This is a genomic window from Gelidibacter gilvus, assembly GCF_004115975.1.
GTDB classification, from domain to species: Bacteria; Bacteroidota; Bacteroidia; order Flavobacteriales; family Flavobacteriaceae; genus Gelidibacter; species Gelidibacter gilvus.
This window is the reverse complement of sequence record NZ_SDDZ01000001.1, coordinates 798,909-820,317: the sequence shown is the minus strand read 5'-3', so window position 1 is coordinate 820,317 and position 21,409 is coordinate 798,909. Positions and strand designations below refer to the sequence as shown.

General features: G+C 37.3%; 15 protein-coding genes. 9 read left to right on the top strand and 6 right to left on the bottom strand.

What is annotated here, in order from left to right:
- Nucleotides 1-137: 137 nt before the first annotated feature.
- From polA to tsf, 9 genes are all read left to right on the top strand, one after another.
- The gene (polA, locus tag ESZ48_RS03470; protein WP_129015898.1) at nucleotides 138-3,017 is read left to right on the top strand and encodes a DNA polymerase I; all 2,880 of its coding nucleotides are present in this window, start codon (nucleotides 138-140) and stop codon (nucleotides 3,015-3,017) included.
- A 91-nt stretch (nucleotides 3,018-3,108) separates the two neighbouring features.
- A complete protein-coding gene (locus ESZ48_RS03465; protein ID WP_223266346.1) occupies nucleotides 3,109-3,495 on the top strand; it encodes a (deoxy)nucleoside triphosphate pyrophosphohydrolase in 387 nt (128 codons plus the stop codon).
- Between the two features lie 84 nt (nucleotides 3,496-3,579).
- Nucleotides 3,580-5,331 carry an McrB family protein gene (locus tag ESZ48_RS03460; protein ID WP_223266345.1) on the top strand — a complete coding sequence of 584 codons (1,752 nt, stop codon included), beginning with the start codon at nucleotides 3,580-3,582 and terminating at the stop codon, nucleotides 5,329-5,331.
- A gap of 3 nt (nucleotides 5,332-5,334) precedes the next feature.
- Nucleotides 5,335-7,653 carry a DUF2357 domain-containing protein gene (locus ESZ48_RS03455; protein ID WP_129015896.1) on the top strand — a complete coding sequence of 773 codons (2,319 nt, stop codon included), beginning with the start codon at nucleotides 5,335-5,337 and terminating at the stop codon, nucleotides 7,651-7,653.
- A gap of 175 nt (nucleotides 7,654-7,828) precedes the next feature.
- On the top strand, nucleotides 7,829-9,037 hold the full coding sequence (locus ESZ48_RS03450; protein WP_129015895.1) for a Bcr/CflA family multidrug efflux MFS transporter: 1,209 nt from the start codon (nucleotides 7,829-7,831) through the stop codon (nucleotides 9,035-9,037).
- A 530-nt stretch (nucleotides 9,038-9,567) separates the two neighbouring features.
- Complete coding sequence (gene rplM / locus ESZ48_RS03445) at nucleotides 9,568-10,023, top strand: 50S ribosomal protein L13 (protein WP_129015894.1); 456 nt, start codon at nucleotides 9,568-9,570, stop codon at nucleotides 10,021-10,023.
- Entirely contained in the window at nucleotides 10,023-10,409 is a 387-nt protein-coding gene (rpsI, locus tag ESZ48_RS03440) for a 30S ribosomal protein S9 (RefSeq protein WP_129015893.1), read from the top strand. Before rplM ends, rpsI begins: the two co-directional genes overlap by 1 nt.
- Before the next feature lie 228 nt (nucleotides 10,410-10,637).
- Nucleotides 10,638-11,447, top strand: a complete 810-nt coding sequence (rpsB, locus tag ESZ48_RS03435; protein WP_129015892.1) for a 30S ribosomal protein S2 — start codon at nucleotides 10,638-10,640, stop codon at nucleotides 11,445-11,447.
- 90 nt (nucleotides 11,448-11,537) lie between these two features.
- A complete protein-coding gene (tsf, locus tag ESZ48_RS03430; protein ID WP_129015891.1) occupies nucleotides 11,538-12,503 on the top strand; it encodes a translation elongation factor Ts in 966 nt (321 codons plus the stop codon).
- A gap of 731 nt (nucleotides 12,504-13,234) precedes the next feature.
- Here tsf and ESZ48_RS19485 read toward each other — a convergent pair.
- The 6 genes from ESZ48_RS19485 to ESZ48_RS03405 all read right to left on the bottom strand — a co-directional run bounded on the left by ESZ48_RS19485 (nucleotide 13,235) and on the right by ESZ48_RS03405 (nucleotide 21,345).
- Nucleotides 13,235-14,785, bottom strand: coding sequence for a hypothetical protein (locus ESZ48_RS19485; protein WP_223266344.1), 1,551 nt, complete (start codon nucleotides 14,783-14,785; stop codon nucleotides 13,235-13,237).
- Nucleotides 14,733-16,520: a TonB-dependent receptor gene (locus tag ESZ48_RS19480; protein ID WP_223266343.1), complete on the bottom strand. Its 1,788-nt coding sequence runs from the start codon at nucleotides 16,518-16,520 to the stop codon at nucleotides 14,733-14,735. Before ESZ48_RS19480 ends, ESZ48_RS19485 begins: the two co-directional genes overlap by 53 nt.
- Before the next feature lie 165 nt (nucleotides 16,521-16,685).
- Nucleotides 16,686-18,332: a glucose-6-phosphate isomerase gene (gene pgi, locus ESZ48_RS03420; RefSeq protein ID WP_129015890.1), complete on the bottom strand. Its 1,647-nt coding sequence runs from the start codon at nucleotides 18,330-18,332 to the stop codon at nucleotides 16,686-16,688.
- 3 nt (nucleotides 18,333-18,335) lie between these two features.
- Entirely contained in the window at nucleotides 18,336-19,616 is a 1,281-nt protein-coding gene (locus tag ESZ48_RS03415; protein ID WP_129015889.1) for a peptidoglycan DD-metalloendopeptidase family protein, read from the bottom strand.
- Nucleotides 19,617-19,630: 14 nt separating this feature from the next.
- Nucleotides 19,631-20,563 carry a tryptophan 2,3-dioxygenase family protein gene (locus tag ESZ48_RS03410; RefSeq protein WP_129015888.1) on the bottom strand — a complete coding sequence of 311 codons (933 nt, stop codon included), beginning with the start codon at nucleotides 20,561-20,563 and terminating at the stop codon, nucleotides 19,631-19,633.
- A gap of 5 nt (nucleotides 20,564-20,568) precedes the next feature.
- Nucleotides 20,569-21,345 (bottom strand): DUF3108 domain-containing protein, encoded by a 777-nt coding sequence (locus ESZ48_RS03405; protein WP_129015887.1) that lies wholly within the window; start codon nucleotides 21,343-21,345, stop codon nucleotides 20,569-20,571.
- Nucleotides 21,346-21,409 lie beyond the last annotated feature (64 nt).

Sequence of the window (21,409 nt, the reverse complement as noted above, 5' to 3'; positions counted from 1 at the left end):
AAAAACAACTGCTCTGTACAACTCCATGTCCCTCCGTGAATCTCTGCGTCCCAGCTCTCCAATTTCACATTAAGCACATCCCAACGCCCAAATCAAATTATCTTTTGTAATTTTATGATCTTCAAAAAAACAAATCAATGTCAGAAAAAAAACGACTGTTTTTAGTCGATGCCTACGCCTTAATTTTTAGAGGTTATTATGCCTTTATCAAGAATCCACAAATCAATTCAAAAGGAGAAGATACCTCAGCCATTATGGGGTTTATGAACTCTTTGTTGGACGTTATCAAGAGGGAACGCCCAGATCATTTAGCGGTGTGTTTTGACAAAGGCGGCAGTGTGGATCGGGTGGAAATGTTTGAAGCTTATAAGGCCAATAGGGACGAAACACCTGAAGGCATCAGAACCGCTATTCCGCATATTTATAATATTCTCAAGGCCATGCACATTCCTATTATGGTCAAGGAAGGCTATGAAGCTGATGACGTCATTGGAACCCTTTCCAGACAAGCAGAAGCCCAAGGCTACACCACCTATATGGTCACGCCAGATAAGGATTTTGCACAATTGGTCACAGAAAACATATTTATGTACAGACCAAAATCCTTTGGCGGCGGTTATGAAACTTGGGGCGTTGAGGAGGTTAAGAAAAAATTTGAGGTTGAAACCCCACTACAAGTCATAGATTTTTTAGGCATGATGGGCGATTCTTCCGACAATATTCCAGGATTACCGGGCGTTGGCGAAAAAACCGCAAAAAAATTCATCAAGCAATTTGGCAGCATGGAAAATCTTTTAGCCAATACCCATGAGCTAAAAGGAAAAATGAAAGAAAATATTGAAGCGAATAAAGAACTGGGAATGCTCTCCAAAACTTTGGCCACCATTATGTTGGATGTGCCGGTAGAATTTTGTGAATCTGACTTTGAAATGTCCGAGCCCGATTTTGAAGCCGTCACAAACATTTTTCAAGAATTGGAGTTCAGACGTCTCACCGATAACTTCCTAAAAACCTTTACTCCAGAAGCGATAGCCAACGGAGGCACTGAACATAATAAAGTTGCAGGTGCTGGAAACCCTCAAAACACCACGAGTAAAACACCAGTAGAAGCTCACGGATCCGCAGGATCTGGACAATTTTCTTTATTCGGCGCCACGCCATCTGAAAACAGCGACCAAGCGGAAACAGTTTCAGAGTTTACCCGCAAAACAGCGGCAACAACCTCCCACTTCTATCAAAGTGTTGCGAGCGGGATGGCAACCAAACTGTTCATCCAAAATCTGATGAAACAATCCAGTGTCTGCTTTGATACCGAAACCACCGGTTTAGATCCGATTACTGCAGAATTGGTTGGGATTGCATTTTCATGGGAAGTTGGCAAAGGATTTTATATGCCGTTTCCAGAGAATAGAGAGGAAGCTCAAACCCTGATTGAAGAACTTCGTCCGTTTTTTGAAGCTGAAACCATTGAAAAAGTAGGGCAGAATCTAAAGTATGACATCAAAGTGCTTCATAAATACAACATTCAGGTCAAAGGCAAATTGTTTGATACCATGTTGGCCCATTACCTCATCAATCCTGATATGCGCCATAATATGGATATTTTAGCCGAAACCTATCTGAATTATACACCCATGCCTATTGAAGCATTGATTGGTAAAAAAGGAAAGAACCAACTGTCCATGCGTACGGTTTCGTTAGAAAAACAAACCGAATATGCTGTTGAAGATGCCGATATTACCTTGCAGCTCAAAGAGCATTTTGAAAAGGAATTGGGCGAAGCCAATACCCAAAAACTTTTTGATGAGATTGAAATTCCCCTATTGCGCGTGCTTGCCGATATGGAATTGGAAGGCATCAATTTAGATGAGAAATTCCTGAATTCATTATCAGAAAAATTAGATAATGACATCAAAACCTTGGAAGCCAATATTTTTAAGGAAGCGGGCGAAGAATTCAACATTGCCTCCCCAAAACAGTTGGGTGATATTTTATTCGACAAGCTTAAATTGGTCGACAAACCTAAAAAGACCAAAACCGGTCAATACGCTACTGGTGAAGAAATTTTATCCTATTTAGCGAAAGACCATGCCATAATTCAGCATATTTTGGACTATCGTGGGCTGGCAAAACTGAAAAGCACCTATGTGGATGCGTTGCCAAATCAGGTAGAACCAACTACCGGCAGAGTCCATACCGATTATATGCAAACCGTGGCGGCTACAGGTCGTTTGAGCAGCAACAACCCGAATCTTCAAAATATTCCCATCCGTACAGAACGTGGACGTCAAGTGCGGAAAGCCTTTGTGCCAAGAGATGAGAATTATGTGTTATTGGCGGCGGATTATTCCCAAATCGAATTGCGCATTATTGCAGCCTTGAGTGAAGAAGACAACATGATCAATGCCTTTAAGAACGGTGAGGATATTCACGCCTCTACCGCTTCAAAAGTATTTGGTGTGCCATTGGAAGAAGTGACCCGTGAGCAACGTAGCAATGCCAAAACAGTCAATTTTGGAATCATCTATGGCGTCTCTGCATTTGGATTGAGCAATCAAACCGATTTATCGCGAACCGAAGCCAAAGATTTGATTGACACCTATTATGCCACCTATCCAAAACTGCGGAATTATATTAGTGATCAAATAGAAATTGCACGAGAAAACGGCTACGTGCAGACCGTTTTAGGCCGTCGTCGCTATTTAAAGGACATCAATTCCAGAAACGCTGTGGTTAGAGGCGCGGCGGAACGTAATGCCGTGAACGCGCCCATCCAAGGAAGTGCAGCGGACATTATCAAAGTGGCAATGATCAACATCCACAAAAAACTGGTCGACAAAAATTTTAAAACCAAGATGCTCCTTCAAGTGCATGATGAGTTGGTGTTTGACGTCTATAAATCAGAATTGGAAGACATCAAAAAAATGGTCAAATCGGAAATGGAAAGTGCTTATGAACTGTCGGTGCCTTTGGTAGTGGATTTGGGCGTTGGTCAGGATTGGTTGGAGGCACATTAAAGTAGAATCAAGACCGCTGCGCTGTTAGAATTAAGAGTCAAAACTTGAATGTTTCTCGCAAACGCTCATTTCACATTAAATTCAAAGTCTATTGAAAATAATACCTGTCACGTGTGCACTAATTCATTTTGGGACTAAAGTATTAGCCGTTCAAAGAAGTGAAACGATGAAACTTCCTTTGAAATGGGAATTTGCCGGCGGCAAGATTGAAGCGGGCGAATCTGACATTGATTGCGTTAAACGTGAAGTCTTTGAAGAATTAAATATTCATATCGAAGTAAAACAAAGGTTGACGCCTGTAATTCATACCTATCCAGATTTCAAAATTAATTTGATACCTTTTGTGGCTGATTATGTGTCTGGGGATTTAAAGTTGAAAGAACATGCTGATTATGTTTTATGTGAGAAAGATGAGTTGCGTAATTTGGATTGGGCGGAGGCTGATATTCCGATTGTTGCGGAGTACATGAAATATTAATTCTTAAATTTATAATTTGCTTAATCAAGTGTGATATATTCGTATTTTGGGTGATTATATAGAATATTATTTAATATGTATTTCATGAAAATTCAATTTACACGAGAAGAGCTAATAAATGCTATTAAACAAATAGATAATAATCCGAAATTAATTACAGGCAGGCACTCCTCTACATATGACCTTGTTTATAACGGTAATACATATCCACCAATTTTAGTTCTTTCAACTGCAAATAAATTAAAAAAAGGAAAAGATTTAAAACTTGAAGATTTTGGAAATAACACTAAAATTCCATTCAAAATTCTACGAGATAATGGATTTGAAATTTCATCTAAAAAATTTTCATCTATGAAAGAACAATTTTCCTCATACTTAAAGAAAAGTAATAAGGATGGAAGTCAAAAGGCTTCCTCATATTTAAGAGCAATAGATTTATTGGACGATATCTTAAACAATAAAGCAAAAAGTAAAATAGAAGGATTTAACAGTATTTATGATATTAATTCGACTGAGAAAATCGAGGAGTTGTATCGATTTGTTTTAAATGAGCAAAATAATCCAAATGGAATATTTCAACATGAAATACCCAGTAGTTATTGGCAAAACAAGTTTTATTCGGCAGCGTTAAAAAGTTACCAGGATTTTCTAAATCGAAATAACTCGAGTTTATTTACAAACGAGAACTCAGGTCATTTTGAAAAAACAATCAATAAAAGTCGATTGAACATCCAAAACTTCCATCAATCCTGCGGAGTTGCAGGCCTTAACTACTCGCTTCCTTTAATTACAAGATATATCGCATCTCTAGCCACAAAACCATTTGTCTTATTAAGTGGTTTATCCGGTTCAGGTAAGACTAAATTAGCTCAAGCATTTTCGCAATGGATTTCAGAAGACAGTTCACAGTATTGTATAGTTCCCGTTGGTGCCGATTGGACAAATAGAGAGCCTTTGCTAGGCTATGTAAATGCATTAGACAATAGCGAATATGTTAAGCCAGAAAATGGCGCTCTGCAACTTATATTGAAAGCAAATAAAAATGAACACAAGCCCTATTTTCTAATTTTAGACGAAATGAATCTAAGTCATGTGGAGCGTTATTTTGCAGACTTTTTAAGTATCATGGAATCTAAAGATATCATAAAACTTCACAGTTCTGAAGACGAAAAAAACGATGTTCCATCAAAAATAGACTGGCCAAGTAATTTGTTTATCGTTGGAACTGTAAACATAGATGAAACCACTTATATGTTTAGCCCAAAGGTCTTAGACAGGGCAAACGTTATTGAGTTTAGAGTAAATAAAGATGATATTCAAAACTTCTTGAAATCTCCTAAAGACATAGATTTTACTGAACTTAACGGAAAAGGAGCTTCAATGGGTGAAGATTTTCTAAAAATTGCTTCAAACAAAGAATTTCCGACGATAGATACGGAGAAGCTAAATCAAAAGTTAATCCAGTTTTTTGAAGAATTAAAGAAAACAGGTGCTGAGTTTGGTTATCGTTCCGCAACGGAAATACATAGATTATATAATCAGTTAAGCACTTTGGATAACGAGATGCTTGAAAATGATAAAATAGATATTGCTATAATGCAAAAACTATTACCAAAACTTCATGGTTCTAGACGTAAGTTACAACCAATTTTGGAGATATTGGCTTCATTTTGTGTCACAGAATCCATAGACGTTTCCAAAGCCTTTTTAAATAATAAAGAATCCATAAATTATAAAGATAATAGCGACATATTATACCCTTTATCCTTAGAGAAAATAACTAGAATGTATAAAGGTGCTATTGATAATGGCTTCGCTAGTTATGCAGAGGCCTAACAAATGGAGAAGGTACAATCCATAGAAATAAATTTATCTCATATAGCTGAGGGTTTATACTTATTAATTGACGCACAGAAAAAAGGCGAAATAGAAGTAGATAGCACCAACTATTATGAACATGAACCTATCTATCAGCTAAAAGAAGGATGCTTCTATGATTTTGAGTTTTACCATAAAAATGATAATCTCGCCAAAAACTACCGGCTTTTTTGTAGTGATCAAAGTAATATTGTAAAAAACAGAAAGAGAAAAGAATATATTGGGGTCCTTGCCCCAAATATTTTTGTCGGCACTCTTACATTACAGATTCTTAGTACGGAAAATCCATCTCAAAAATGGAGTTTACAGTTAGAGGTCCAGTCTACAAAAACAAGCTATCGTCAAGATTATCAATACATGTTGAATGACATTACATCAAAATGTACAGATTTAATTATTCAAGCCAATTCCCCAGTAAGTCATTCCTTTGAAACTGATTTTAGTACAGATAATAAAACTTTATACCAACGCTTTGCGTTTGTTAGTTCTATCATAAATTCAGACGACTTTGAAGATGCTATTCAACGTATCGTAACAACGCCTACCACGAATTGGACAGAGGAGACAGAAATTACTGATGCTAGAAAAATTAAGCGATTTAAAAACTCAGAGTTAAAGTCTTTAATAAATTCTGACAATCGATTAAAACTAAACGGTTCGCATCCTTTATACAAAAAAGGAATTAAATCCGTTGCTACCAAAATTGAATCTAATAGAAAGTTTGAAAGTGTCGACACTTCCGAAAACCGCTTTATAAAACATGCACTCGAAACCTTTTTGAAGTTCTGTATGGATATTGCGAATCATCCAAATGCGGGCGAACGACTTAAGGAAGAAGCTGAAATAGTTTCTGAAAAACTAGAAACACATTTGCAACATGATTTATTCAAAGAAGTTTCAAGGCCAACAACTTTAAAATTAAATAGTCCGATACTCCAAAAAAAAGAAGGCTATCGCGAAGTCTTGAATGTGTGGTTAAAATTTGACTTGGCTGCACAACTCATTTGGAATGGTGGAGACGAAGTTTATAGCGGAGGCAAAAAAGACATTGCTACGCTATATGAATATTGGTTATTTTTCAAACTCTTAGATGTTTTAACGCATATTTTCGAAATTGAACCAAAAGAACTTGATAAGCTAATTGTACCATCAAATGATAAATTAAGCCTACAACTTAAACAAGGGAAAGTAACAGCCTTACAAGGTACTTACACCAAAGCGCATCGTGATTTGAACGTTAGGTTTAACTATAATAGGAGTTTTAGTGGCGGAACAAAGGATATATCAAAAACAGGAAGTTGGACAACAACCTTAAGACCCGATTACACCTTATCTATTTGGCCGATAAAACTAGATGAAAATGAAGCTGAAGCTACTGAGCAGATAGTTCATATTCATTTTGATGCAAAGTATAAAGTTGCAAATATTAATCAAATAATAGGTGAGGAAAAATCTGATCGAACTTTAGATGAAGAGAAAAAACAAAACCTAAAAGGAATTTATAAGAATGCAGATTTATTAAAAATGCATGCTTATAAAGATGCGATCAGAAGAACAAGTGGCGCATATGTATTATATCCCGGAGATACAGAAAAGCCACTTCGAGGTTTTCATGAAATTTTACCAGGATTGGGAGCATTTCCAATTAAACCTTCAGAAAACACAAATGAAACTATCCATCTCGAAAATTTCATTAATGAGGTTTTAAAACATTTCTTAAACACCGCTTCGCAGCGCGATAACTTAGCAAATAAACAATATCAAATTTATAAGAACGACACACCTAACGAAATTTCAGAACGAATCCCTGAGTATTTTAACGAAGAAAAACTAATACCCGATGAAACTTATGTTTTGGTTGGTTTCTCAAAAAACAATGCAAGAACCGATTGGTATAAAAAAAATAAACTTTATAATTTTAGAATGGACGATGAAAAAGGCTCTCTAAGATTTACTAATGAAATTGTAAATGCAAAATTCCTACTACTTCGAGAAAGTGGAAATTCCAAAGCTGCCCAAATATTCAAACTTGAAAAAGGTGTTAGAGTGTTTTCTAAACAAAGATTAGAAGAACTTGGTTTATTAGATTTAACGAAGGACAATTATCTAGTTTATGATATAGAAATAGAATCCAAAGAAGTTTTAGAATTTAAAGGTTCGATTTGGAACTTTAAAGAATTAAAACAATATAAAGAGACAATTAAGGGGAAAAACATCAGAATCGCAGCCGGAATCCCCTTCACAACTACCTTAACAGAATTAATGAAAGTAAAAGATTGAAACGTTTCAGATGTTTTAATATCTTCAATTTACCTTCGGCTTCATATTTAGCTTTGCTTAATGTCAGCGAATAAGAATCCAATTTTTTTTTATACATTGATAAAGCTTAATCATATAGTAATACAGTCCAATAACAAATCCGTCTTTTGTAATTTTGCAAACTGTTATAACCAAAATGCAAAAGAAAAAACGAAATCTTATCATTCTCATTTTAGGACTGCTCTCTGCCCTTGGACCATTTTCGATTGACCTCTACTTACCAGGATTCCCAGAGATAGCGCGCGACCTAAACTCTACTACGGGACGCGTGGCGCTTTCTCTATCCAGTTATTTTGTTGGTGTGAGCCTTGGACAAATGATCTATGGGCCCTTGCTGGATAGGTTTGGGAGACGGACCCCACTCTTGGTTGGGCTGTTTATCTATTTATTTGCATCTGTTTATATTGTCTATGTGACTTCAGTAGATTCGCTGATTCTCGCCCGATTTATACAAGCATTGGGGGGATGTGCCGGGATGGTGGCTGCCCGAGCTTTGGTCCGCGACCTCTTTCCGGTATCTGAAACCGCAAAAATATTCAGTCTGCTGATGTTGGTGATTGCTGTTTCGCCAATTATTGCCCCTACTCTGGGTGGTTTCGCTACAGCCCAATGGGGCTGGCATTCCATTTTTATAATTTTGGCGGTGCTCGTGACACTAAATATTCTTCTCGTTTACTTCTGGCTTCCTTTGGGAGCACCACCTGACACAACGATGTCTTTAAAACCGAAATCAATCATTACCAAGTTTTGGAACGTATTTAAAACACCTCAATTTTATACGTACACGTTAACGGGATCTTTTGCCGCCAGTGGCCTATATGCCTATATCGCTGGTTCGCCTCACGTATTTATGGAACTTTACGGTGTTTCTGAAAAACAATACGGATGGATTTTTGGGATTATTGCCATGGGTTTGGTGACCGCCAGCCAGGTAAATACGTATATGCTAAAAAAATACACAAGCCAACAAATTGTAAAAGTCACCCTGTTATGCCAAGTCGTGGCAGGGGCACTGTTATTTTTAGGCACTATATTTCACCTTATTGAAATGTATTCCATGATCGTTTTGGTGTTTCTATTCTTGAGCACCCAAGGTTTTGCGTTTCCAAACACTTCAGCCTTGTCGCTAGCGCCCTTTGAAAAGAGTGCAGGAACGGCTTCTGCGCTTATGGGCGCACTACAGTTAGGAATCGGTGCCATAATTACTGCGCTGGTCTCTACGCTTAGTAACGAAACGCCGCTTCCCATGACAGGGATTATGTTTTTTTGTGCTAGCGTTTCTGTAATGATACTCTATTGGGGCAACCGAAAGATGAAGACCTTAGAGCAGGTAAGCATTTCCTAATCGGAATTTTGGGTTGATCCATTACAAAGAAGAGGCTTGAGGATTTTTTTTATGAAGTCTTTTGTATGAAGAAGCTAATTGTACCTATTCAGGTTTATTAGGCCTCTATTTAAATTTTAAAAAAAATGAGCAGAAAGGTCTTCGACCAATTCGAATGGCGGTCATCTTATAAGTTTTAGGCTGAAAAAATCACTTTTTGACGGGATTTAGTTGTTAATAAGTCAGATAAAAAAACAATTTTTCTGTGGAGATGACGCCATAAAACGCTGCATTTAATTCTTCTCATTCATATCTTAAGTAACCCAATCATTTATAAAGTATTAGGCACATTTAAATCCCTTCGTTCATATTAAAATAGCTAAAAAACTATCCCCCGAATAAGGCAAACCCAAAGCCGCCAAATTTTATCAACAAATTTCGTATCATACTATTTGGTAATCACATAGATTATCGTAAATTTGCAAACTCTTTTTAAGAGAGGAATGTTTAACTCATCACACCATTGGTGTGATCTATAAAAATTAATTAGTGTGAATACATTAAGCTACAAAACGATTTCAGCTAACAAGGCTACTGTGGATAAGCAGTGGGTTTTGGTTGACGCTGAAGGGCAAACACTAGGTCGTTTGGCTTCTAAAGTTGCAAAACTTTTAAGAGGCAAACACAAACCTAACTTCACACCACATGTTGATTGCGGCGATAACGTAATTGTTATCAACTCTGAAAAAATCAACTTAACAGGAAACAAGTGGAACGATAAAACTTACATTCGTCACACAGGGTATCCAGGTGGTCAAAGAGTTTTAACTGCTATGGAACTATTCGGAAAAGATCCGGCTAGAGTAGTAGAAAGATCAGTAAAAGGGATGCTCCCTAAAAACAAATTAGGTGCAGAATTATTCCGTAACCTAAACGTTGTTGTTGGTGCTGAGCACACTCATGCTGCTCAAAAACCAAAAACAATTAACTTAAACGAATTCAATTAATGGAAGTAATTCACAAAATTGGCCGTAGAAAGACGGCTGTTGCTCGCGCGTATGTTGCCCCAGGAAAAGGGAACATCACAATTAATAAAAAAGACATGCCGGTCTACTTTCCAAGTGCTGCATTACAGTACAAAGTAAACCAACCTTTGGTCATGACTAACAATGAAGGCAACTTTGATATTACAGTAAATGTATATGGAGGTGGTATTACTGGTCAAGCAGAAGCGATCCGTTTGGCATTGTCTCGCGTTATGTGTGAGATTGATGCAGAAAACAGATTGATCCTGAAACCAGAAGGATTGTTAACAAGAGACCCAAGAATGGTTGAACGTAAGAAATTCGGTCAGAAGAAAGCACGTAAGAAATTCCAATTCTCTAAACGTTAACATCCCCAACTTGATTGGGGATCTCATGAAGATCAGCCCAATCAATTGGTGTATTGAAACCTTTAAACCCGTGTTGGAATACTTCCAACACAAAAAAATAACCCAGTTAATGTTGTCTATCACGTTACCGCGTGAAGATTTAGTTTAGCATCTAAATGGTAAAGGCGCTCCGCCACAATGGAAACCACTTTATCATTGCTAATTCAACAGAACGTAAACTATTACAAAATGGAAAGTATAGAAGTAAAAGAATTACTTGAAGCAGGTGTACACTTTGGTCACTTGACAAGAAAATGGGATCCAAACATGGCTCCTTACATTTACATGGAGCGTAATGGCATCCATATCATCAATCTTTACAAAACAGCAGCAAAAATTAAAGAATCGTCTGAGGCGCTTCATAAAATTGCAGCTTCTGGAAAGAAGATTTTATTTGTAGCTACAAAAAAACAAGCTAAAGACATCGTTGCTGAAAAAGCAGGTGCTGTAACTATGCCTTACATCACTGAAAGATGGCCAGGTGGAATGTTGACCAACTTTGTAACTATCAGAAAAGCCGTTAAGAAAATGGCCATGATTGATAGAATGAAAAAAGATGGTACATTCTTGACATTGTCTAAAAAAGAACGTTTACAAGTTGATCGTTTAAGAGCTAAGTTGGAGAAAAACTTAGGTTCTATTTCAGACATGACCCGTTTGCCAGGTGCTTTATTTGTAGTGGATATTAAACGTGAAAGCATTGCTATTAGAGAAGCTCAGAAATTAAACATTCCAATCTTTGCAATGGTGGACACGAATTCTGATCCACGCCAAGTAGATTACGTTATTCCTTCAAATGATGATGCTTCAAAATCTATTGATAAAGTTTTAACGCTTATCACATCTGCTATTGCTGATGGTTTATCTGAACGTAAGTCAGACAAAACCGACAAAGATGGTAGTGAGGAAAAAGCTGAAAAAGCTGTAAAAACAGAGAAAGTAGAGAAAACAGAAAAGAAGGCAGTTACTAAGAAGGTAGCCGCTGACGAAGAAGAATAAACATATTTATATAACATCTTAAAGTCGTTTGTTTCTTTTCTTTTCTGAAAATTAATTGAACGACTTTTTTAATAAAATACACTAGAAATTATGACAAAAATAACAGCTGCAGAAGTTAATAGACTTAGACAAACTACAGGTGCCGGAATGATGGATTGTAAAAAAGCTTTAGTTGAAGCTGAAGGAGATTTTGATAAAGCAATTGATGTATTGCGTAAACAAGGTCAGAAAGTTGCTGAAAAAAGAGCGGATAGAGATTCTACTGAAGGTGCTGCCGTTGCTAAAATAAATGAAGACCATACCGTTGGCGTAGCCATTGTTGTTGGTTGTGAGACAGATTTTGTTGGTAAAAACGAATCTTTTGTGGCATTGGCGAACGATATTGCAGATATTGCTATCAACTGTAATTCTAAAGAGGAAGTACTTGCTGCTGACTTTGGCGGGATGACTGTTGCCGACAAATTGATTGAGCAAACGGGTGTGATTGGTGAAAAAATCGACTTGAATGCTTTTGAAAAATTGGAAGCGCCGTATGTTGGTTCTTACGTTCACATTAACAAAATTGCTGCTCTTGTTGGTTTCTCTTCTAAAGTTGATAAAGCTGACGAATTAGCGAAGGATGTTGCCATGCAAATAGCTTCTATGGGTGCTACAACATTATCTTACAAAGATTTTGATCCTGAATTCATTGCAGCAGAAACTGAGGCTAGAATTGCAGTCATTGAAAAAGATAACGAAGAGCGCGCTCGTATGAACAAAACTCCTAAAAACGTCCCTAGCTACATTTCTATGGCGCAATTGACACCAGAAGTATTGGCAAAAGCTGAAGAAGATGCAAAAGCTGAATTGAAAGCTGAAGGCAAACCAGAACAAATCTGGGATAGAATTCTTCCAGGTAAAATGGAGCGTTTCATTTCTGACAACACCACTTTGGATCAAGAGAAATGTCTATTGGACCAAACGTTCATTAAAGATGAAAAATTGAATGTTGCAAAATATGTCGCTTCTTATGGCGATGTTAAAGTAACAGACTTTAAACGTGTATCTTTAGGATAAAATTATTCCTGCGTTTACATTGAGCCTGTCGAAATGAAGACAGGAAACCTTTTAGGTTCAGCGCAAGCTAATCTTATACTATAAAAGCCACTATTCTTTTCTTAGAGATGTAGTGGCTTTTTTTGTTGGACACCCTAGTATTCTACTAACGGCATCCATGACGAAAGTTCGCTGTTATCAAAGTTAGATTGTTGGTGAAAAACACCAACAATGGCGTAGTCTGAATTGTTGGTGGAATACACCAACAACGGCTCAAGACCAACCTAACAACACACAAATACCTATATCGCTCTTTTTGGGGGTGAGTTGTTGGTGGAAAACACCAACAACGGCTTATCGCTCTTTTAAGCACCCTTTTGTAAGCCGCTACTGTCGAATATGCGCAATCAATTTATAGCGAGCCATACTGTCTTAAAATGAAAGCGAACCATATCTCAACTGCTAAGAGAAACCATCTATTGAAATGAATCACAGCACAACCCTAAAACAAGCCGCAATCGCTTTAATTTTTTTAAACTAGCAATATCCTTTAATTGAACTCAAACCAGCTATTAGCATGGCTTAAAGATGGTCTAATCCCATTTCATACGGCAAGTTAGAGGAGCCTTGAATACCTACGTAACTCCTTTCAATTTTTCAAAAATATCCATAAAAAAAGCGCCCATCATTTTGATGGACGCTTTTGTGTACTCTAGCAACGGGTTAAGGCTGCTATTTCTTTTACTGTTTAATTAGAAAGAATATCTAACACCTACTTGAAGCTTCCAAGTTTCACCGTAGTAGTAGTTATAGTCGAATGTATCCACTGGATATTCACCTTTCACTTTTACAAAAGAGTACGATGGCACGTTGCTAGCATCTTTTCCTTCATATTTTAAAATTCTACTGTTGTTTGAGACCGCATTTCTTTGAGAAACACCCCATTCAGAATTTATCATATTACCAATGTTCAGGAAATCCAAGCTAAACTGCAAAGTATTTCTTGTTTCGCCGATATTGATATAATACTCACGTACCAATCTCAAGTCAAAATTATGAACCCATGGGCTACGAACCGCATTTGCTTCAGCGTATTTACCTTTATTGTTTTTCAAATATTTATCTTGTTCCATAAAGTTGAAGAAGGCATCTTCATCAGCAGTACTGACAAATTTGATATCGCCTCTACCACTTGGGATATAAATCAAATCCGTAGAAGCACCATCGCCGTTCATGTCATTTGAATACGTATAGCTGTATCCATTAGGAGAAAAACCTGAATAGAATACATTGATCAACGTTGCAGATTTTGCGAAGTCATTAGACCAAGGCAATTTATATCCTGCAGATCCAATCAATTTACTTGGTACAACATACTGTGAACGTTGAAGTTCTGGCAAGTGTGCTCCGTTAACTCCAACTAAATTGGTATAGGCTGATGAAGCATTACTACCTGGCATACCAGAAATCTCTTTTGATTCGGTATAGGTATATGCAAGCATCAATCTCAAATCTTCAACTGGTTCTGCATTAACGGTAATATTACCTATTGCTCCCCAACCTTTACTTGTATTTGACAACACATAAGCGTTTCTAGAAGTATAAGTAAGATCAGTACTAGCTGGATAAATATATCTGTCATCAGAACCTGAAAAACGATCCCATGATCCATCAGGTTGTTTCAAGTTATAATTTTTAAGCATAACACCATTCATGTTTTTTGTGTATATACCTTCCACTGTAACTGACAATGGGAAAGACACTGGAACATCATAATCAAGAGCCAAAGATGATTTCCATACTTGTGGCATTTTGAAATCAGGATCTACACCATTCACATCACGTGGCAATAGACCATCTTCAGGTCTAATCGTACTTGGCAAGTTCAATCTATCAATCATTTCAGCCACATCAGTAATCATAGGTCCTTGCAAACCAGCTAAAGCAGGACTTTGTGATTTTATTGATCCATCAGAATTATACGTCGTTGTCGCAGCATAACTTCCTTGTACCATTCCAGAGTTGGTTGGCATATTCGTGAAGAACACCAATGGCAATCTTCCTGAGAAAATACCTGTTCCACCACGAAGTTTCATAGTTTGATCACCTTTGATATCCCAGGTGAAACCAACTCTTGGAGACACTTGAACATTGGCATCTGGCCATTTCCCAGTATCAATTTTTCTACCTCCAAAATCTAACTCATAGATGGCGTTGTTTCTAATAAGATTGTTTTCATACTTTAAATAATCAGCACGAATTCCGTAAGATAATTTGAAATTTGGATTCACTATCCCAATCATCCTGAAGGTAAACTCCAACCTGGTTAAAAGCAACCTCAGCAGTTGGATTTCTTTCACCATCGTAACCATAGGTTATAGCAAAATCTGTTGGTGCAGCTTGACTAAGGAAATCCTCAATACTGGCATAACGATAATAACCTGTACCATTTCTCATATAGGAGTTGTTTGCCAATTGGTGCTCAAAACTTAATCCTCCTGTAATTTTATGATTATCTAAATAATAGGTTAAATTATCAGTAATTGTAAAGGTATTGTTGTTAACAGCATTGTTCCATGTGAACAGTTCATAACCAGCAGACATATAAGGCTCAAGAATTTGATTCCCATCTGCAGTTTTGCCGTTCATAATATCAATGAATGGAAATGGAGAAGAACCAGTACCACGTGCATCTTTTATTTTAGAAGAGGTCACAAGCAACTGATTAGAAAGTTTATCTGAAATTCTACTATTTAAATCTAAGGATATTGAATTCACAATATTATCCATAGAATACGTAGAATTAGAGAATGCCATTGCATATTCTGAAATACGGTTAAATCCATTAAAACGGTAACCAGCATCCGCTGAGTTGCCATTGGTACCATTCCATCCTTGATTTTTAGCGTAGTTATAACGTACACTCAATTTGTTGGTAGCATTGATATTCCAGTCTAAACGAACAAGAATTTTCTTATTGCTTTCATCTGAAGGATAATTAGTGTATGATCCTGGATCATAACCATAGTTAGAGATTAAATGCTGTTTTACGCGTTCCATATCAGCGATACTGGTACGTGAAAGGGACAAATCAAGATTGGAAACACCATCTTCCGAAGGTCTATAAGATACAACCTGTCCTGGACGTTTTTCTTGCTCAGCATTCACGAAAAAGAATAATTTATTCTTGATGATCGGACCGCCTAAAGTCAAACCATAAATCGTTTTTGACTGATCGTCACGATCCCCAAATTGAACATCACCAATACGGTTACCTCGCATATCTTGGTTGTTAAAATAAGTGTAAGCAGATCCTTTAAATCTGTTGGTTCCCGATTTAGTAATCGCATTGATACCACCACCAATAAAGTTTGATTGACGCACATCAAAAGGAGCAACTACAACTTGAACCTCTTCAATAGCATCTAATGATATTGGACTTCCACCAGCTGGTAAGCTAGAGCTCAATCCAAAGTTATTGTTAAAGTTTGCACCATCTACCGTAAAGTTACTTGAACGACCGTCACCTCCAGCAATACTCATTCCATTTGAATAAGGAGAAAGTTTAGCAATGTCAGTAATACTTCTGTTAATGGTTGGCATAGCAGTCAACTGCTCATTTGAGATGTTGGTAACTGCCCCAGTTTTCTCTGTTGAAAACCTTGTTCTTTTAGCAGAAATGACCACCTGACTTAAGGAAACCGTTTCTTCACTTAAAATCACATCGTGAAGATAACCAGCACCAAGACTGATTACAATATCACTCGTTGTGTTTGTCCCATATCCAATATAAGACACTTCTACTGTGTATGGTCCGCCAACACGCATCCCAGGTAAATTGTATCGACCGTCATCATTGGTAATCGATCCGTAAGTCGTTCCTGAAGGTACGTGGGTAGCAATAACTGTTGCACCCATAACCGGACCTTCAGCATCCGTAACCCGACCACTCATGCTGGAAGAAGTTACTTGAGCCGTCATGACTGCAGTAGTTAGTAAAGCTACAGCCATCATTAAGAATTGAGTAAGTTTTTTCATTTTTAATGTTTAAAATTAGATTTTAAATTTTGCGCAAAATTAAGCCATTATTATGATTTAATATGACTAAAACGTTAAGAAATTTTTAACAAGACGAAGTTATGAGCTTTACAGGATGTAATGCGTGCATAATAAAATAAGTTTTACAAAAGTTTTAAACAAACTTTAACTAAAACTCTTATAATACTCTAATAAATTGAGGGTAGAACTATCATGATCCGCAATTTGAGCTGAAGCATCAAATTCCTTTAATATTTTAGTAGCCAGCTGTTTTCCAAGCTCAACCCCAAATTGATCATAGCTAAAAACATTCCAAATGACGCCTTGCACGAAGATCTTGTGCTCATAAAGGGCTATTAGTTTGCCTAAGCTTTCAGGGGTCAATTTATCAATCAATAAGGTATTGGTCGGTTTGTTGCCCTCAAACACTTTAAAAGGTGTCAATTGCTGTATAGTTTCTTCAGAAGTGTTTTGACTTTTAAACTCACTTATCACCTCTTCTTTCGACTTTCCATTTAAAAGTGCCTCAGTTTGAGCTATAAAGTTTGACATCAATTTATCTTGATGGTCTTTATTGCCGTGAAGTGATTTCGCAAATCCGATAAAATCGGCAGGAATGAGCTTTGTGCCCTGATGGATCAATTGAAAAAATGCATGTTGCGAATTGGATCCAGGTTCTCCCCAAACGACATTCCCAGTTTGATAGGCGACCTTGTTGCCATTTCTATCGACGCTTTTGCCGTTGCTTTCCATATTGGCCTGTTGCAAATACGTAGCAAATTGATTTAAATATTGTGAATAGCCAATGACAGCTTCGCTTTCAGATTCAAAGAAGTTGGTGTACCAAATACCGATTAAGGCCAGTACGACTGGAAGATTCTTATCAAAGCTTTCTGATTTGAAATGTTCATCCATGGCATGCGCCCCAGATAATAACTTATCAAAATTGTCATAACCCGTGGCTAAACTTATGGATATCCCAACAGCACTCCACAATGAAAAGCGCCCGCCAACCCAATTCCACATCGGAAAAATATTGTTTTCATCTATTCCAAAACTTTTGACATTTTCAATGTTTGTGGATACCGCCACAAAATGTTTGGCGACATCGTCTTTAGAAGCCGATTTCAAAAACCATTCTTTGATGGTATTGGCATTGGATAAAGTTTCTTGTGTCGTAAATGTTTTGGAAACAATGACAAAAAGCGTGGTTTCCGGATGGAGCTTTTTCAAAACCTCGTTCACATGATCACCATCCACATTGCTCACAAAATGGGTGGTCAGGTGATTCTTGTAATATTGAAGCACATCTACCACCATGGCAGGTCCTAAATCAGAACCACCAATACCAATGTTCACAACATCTGTGAATGCTTTATTGGTATAGCCTTTTCTATTTCCTTCAACAATATCGGCTGTAAAGTCTTTAATTTTTGTTTTTACCTCATGGATCTCAGGCATGATATCCTCACCTTCTACTTTTATGTTAGCAGATTTTGGACTTCGCAAAGCGATATGCAAAACTTCTCTGCCTTCTGTTTCATTGATGACATCACCTAGAAACTGTTTTTCAATCGCAGACTTTAACTGTGTTTCTTCCGCAAGTTCCAATAGCAATTCCATAGTCCTGGCATCCATCCTGTTTTTAGAATAATCCAGATAAAAATCTTCCCATTTGATGGTCATTTCCTTCGCACGATTTTCATTTTCAGAAAACCAGTGGGTCATGTGCACATCCTTTATACTTTTATAATGTTCTTGGAGCTTTGTCCAGGCTTCAGTATGTGTTGGGTTGATTTTTGGTAATGCCATGAATTAGTTTTTAGTAATGGAGTAACCTTGTTCTATCGTTGATTCATTCTGATATTCGTAAGGGATTTTGTCCAAACGCTCTCTTAAAGGAATAATGAAATCTTGGTACTTAACAACCAGATGATTTGGAATCGACTCAGCAGTTGGTAGTTTTTCCTTAAAGGGATCTACCTGTTGGCCATTTTTCCAAAAACGATAACAGACATGTGGTCCACCGGTATTTCCGGTCATGCCCACATAGCCAATCACATCGCCTTGCTTTACATATTGTCCTTTTTTGACCGCTTGATTGCGCATATGTAAATATTGGGTGCTGTAAGTGTCACTATGTTTGATCTTCACGTATTTCCCATTGCCACCTTTTTGAGTGGATTCCGTGACCGTCCCGTTGGCCGTGGCCAAAATAGGCGTCCCAATTGGTGCAGCAAAGTCGGTACCTTTATGTGGCCGTAAAGCATAGCCATAATAGGCAATCCGTCGATTGAGGTTGTAGCGTGATGAAATGCGGCTAAACTGAACGGGGGCCTTTAAGAAGGCACGCTTTAAACTCTTGGCTTTTTCATCAAAGAAATCCGCACTTTTTGTAACAGAATCCGTTTCAAATTTAAAGGCGTAAAAATCTTCACCTTTATGTTGAAAATAGGCAGCATCTATACCTTCCAATCCTGCATAAATTGAATCTTCAATATAACGTTGTCTGTAAACAATCTTGAATTTATCGCCTTTTTGAAGTTTCCAGAAGTTAATGGTCCAGGCATAAATATCTGCCATTTCTCCAATCAACGATTGTGGTAAGCCTTGAGAATCCATGGTTACGGACAGACTATTATTGATTTCACCAGAGGCCTCTTTCGTCACAATCGTAACTGGTTTTTTCTCTTTATAGGTCACGATCGAATCCGCAAAATGGATCACTACGTAATCTATATTATTCTCCTGATAAATAAAACATTGTGGGGTTTGCAAACTGTCTTTTGACATTAGCAAGGTATAAGGCCTTCCTATTTGGAGTTTTCTGATGTCGTAGGAATCCTTGGCACTTTCGGCAATTTGGTAAATTTTTGGATAGCCTAAATTATTCCTTTGTAAGATGGTTCCAAAACTATCTCCCGATCTAATGGTGTCCCGTTTTACGATATAGTCATTGAGATTAAACCCAAATTCTCTTAATTCAACAGGTGCTATATACGTTTGAAAAGGTTCTGGATTATTATCTACATCTTCTTTGCACGACCACATCACCAATCCTAATAAAACTGCTACTACTATACTTTTTTGATACATTAACTCCTTCATTTTTATAATTCCGTTCCCCAATTTTCCAATTCCTTTTCTGTCCAAAGTTGAGGAAAAAATATGCGCCTTTGGTATTTTGGATGCATGTATTTTTTCCAATCACTTCCTCCGGTACCTTCACCACCTCCAGATCCACTTTCTATATAGTGTTTGGCCGCGTAATAGTGTGCAAACACCCAAGTTATATTTACGGTATGATCATAATGCCGCATGGCTTTCACCAAATCCTCATTCTCTTGGTCGGCTTTTGGCAGTTCTTTAAATCTGGTCCAGAGATTTTTTGTGTTATGACCTTCCATAAATCTTAAAAACTCGTCTTTATAACGGTTTTCAAAATTGACCAATGTGGTGGATTTCTTACCAGTGTGATAATCCTTACCAGCTGCTTGCCAATACAAGTGCTCAAAGGCATGCGTATAAGGCGTATTTCTATCAATATCCTTACGGAAACGATAATCAATGAGATTAATCAACTCAGTTGAAGCAAATTCAATCAATCGGTACTGTGCACTTTGAAATCCGCTGGCAGGCGTTAAGGTGTTTCTGAATTTCATGTATTGATCCACATCCATACCTTCTCTCATGATATTGAATGACGTGGTCAGCATATCAAAATACCTACTGACCCGCATCAATTTGGATGCAAAAAACTCAGTGGTCAGTGCCGTGCTCTCTGAAACCTGCTCTATTTCCCAAAGAATCATTTTAAAAAGCAATTCGTTGATTTGATGGTAACCAATAAACACCATTTCATCAGGAAGAGTGGTCCGCTGTATTTGTAAATTCAACAGCGCATCGGTTTGGATATAATCCCAATAGGTCATAGGCTTACTGTAAAGCAAGCCTTTTAAATGGGTTTGGGTATCCTGGTCGATGGCAGCATATTTCTGCTGAAGTTCCTTTAGGATAGGGTCTAAATTTTCTGAATTGGACATGCGTTTTAAAACTGTACTTTAAATGAATGTTTTAAGCCTTTAAAGGCCTCTAAATCTGCTCTCAAGGAACCCACAGCCAAGTCGGCTTGAATTCGCAACGGAATTTTATTGTCGTCAGCACTGACCCATAAGGTCAAGCTTTCCTGCTCCTTAAATACCCGGCCCGCCATAACATAGGGCCTAAACTTAAGGGTATTTATGGTACCAAATGCGGTTTTCAGCTCTTCCCTTCCTAGAAACTTGAGCTTGAAATTATAATTCTCTTCATCAAAAAACATATTTAGACTCACCACATCACCTTCCTTAATCGTCTCTGTTTTATAATTGTTTCTCAAATAGTAAAACGCCGACACCATGTCTTGAACGTTCTCTTCAATAGCGTATGATTGTTTTGTTTTTGTTTTTTTATTATTGACATGTGCCTTTGAAGACGCGTGGTCAAATTCAATTTCAATATCCTTGGTATGCCCGCCTTCATCAATATTCCTGATAAACTTATAAGGCATCCCTGTTTTTTTGTCAAAATAGCTTTCATACCGGTCCTTTACCTTGAAAAACCATCTGATTGCTCCTGTGGTCCACCCTTTGCCCACCACATGAAAAACATCTCTTCCGTTCAACCGAGATTCCTTTACTTCCAATGTAGCATTTCCTGCTTTTAGGAAACCACTGTAACTCATTTTAAACTTGAACCATTCTCCTTCTTGAAAAGCATGTTTTTCTTGAGCAGTGACGCTGAGGATTACGAAGAATAACGCTATAACTAATTTTAGTTTTTTCATATTTTAAATAATTGTAAATAAAATCTTCACTAAGATTTCGTATATATCCTCAAGAATTACAATT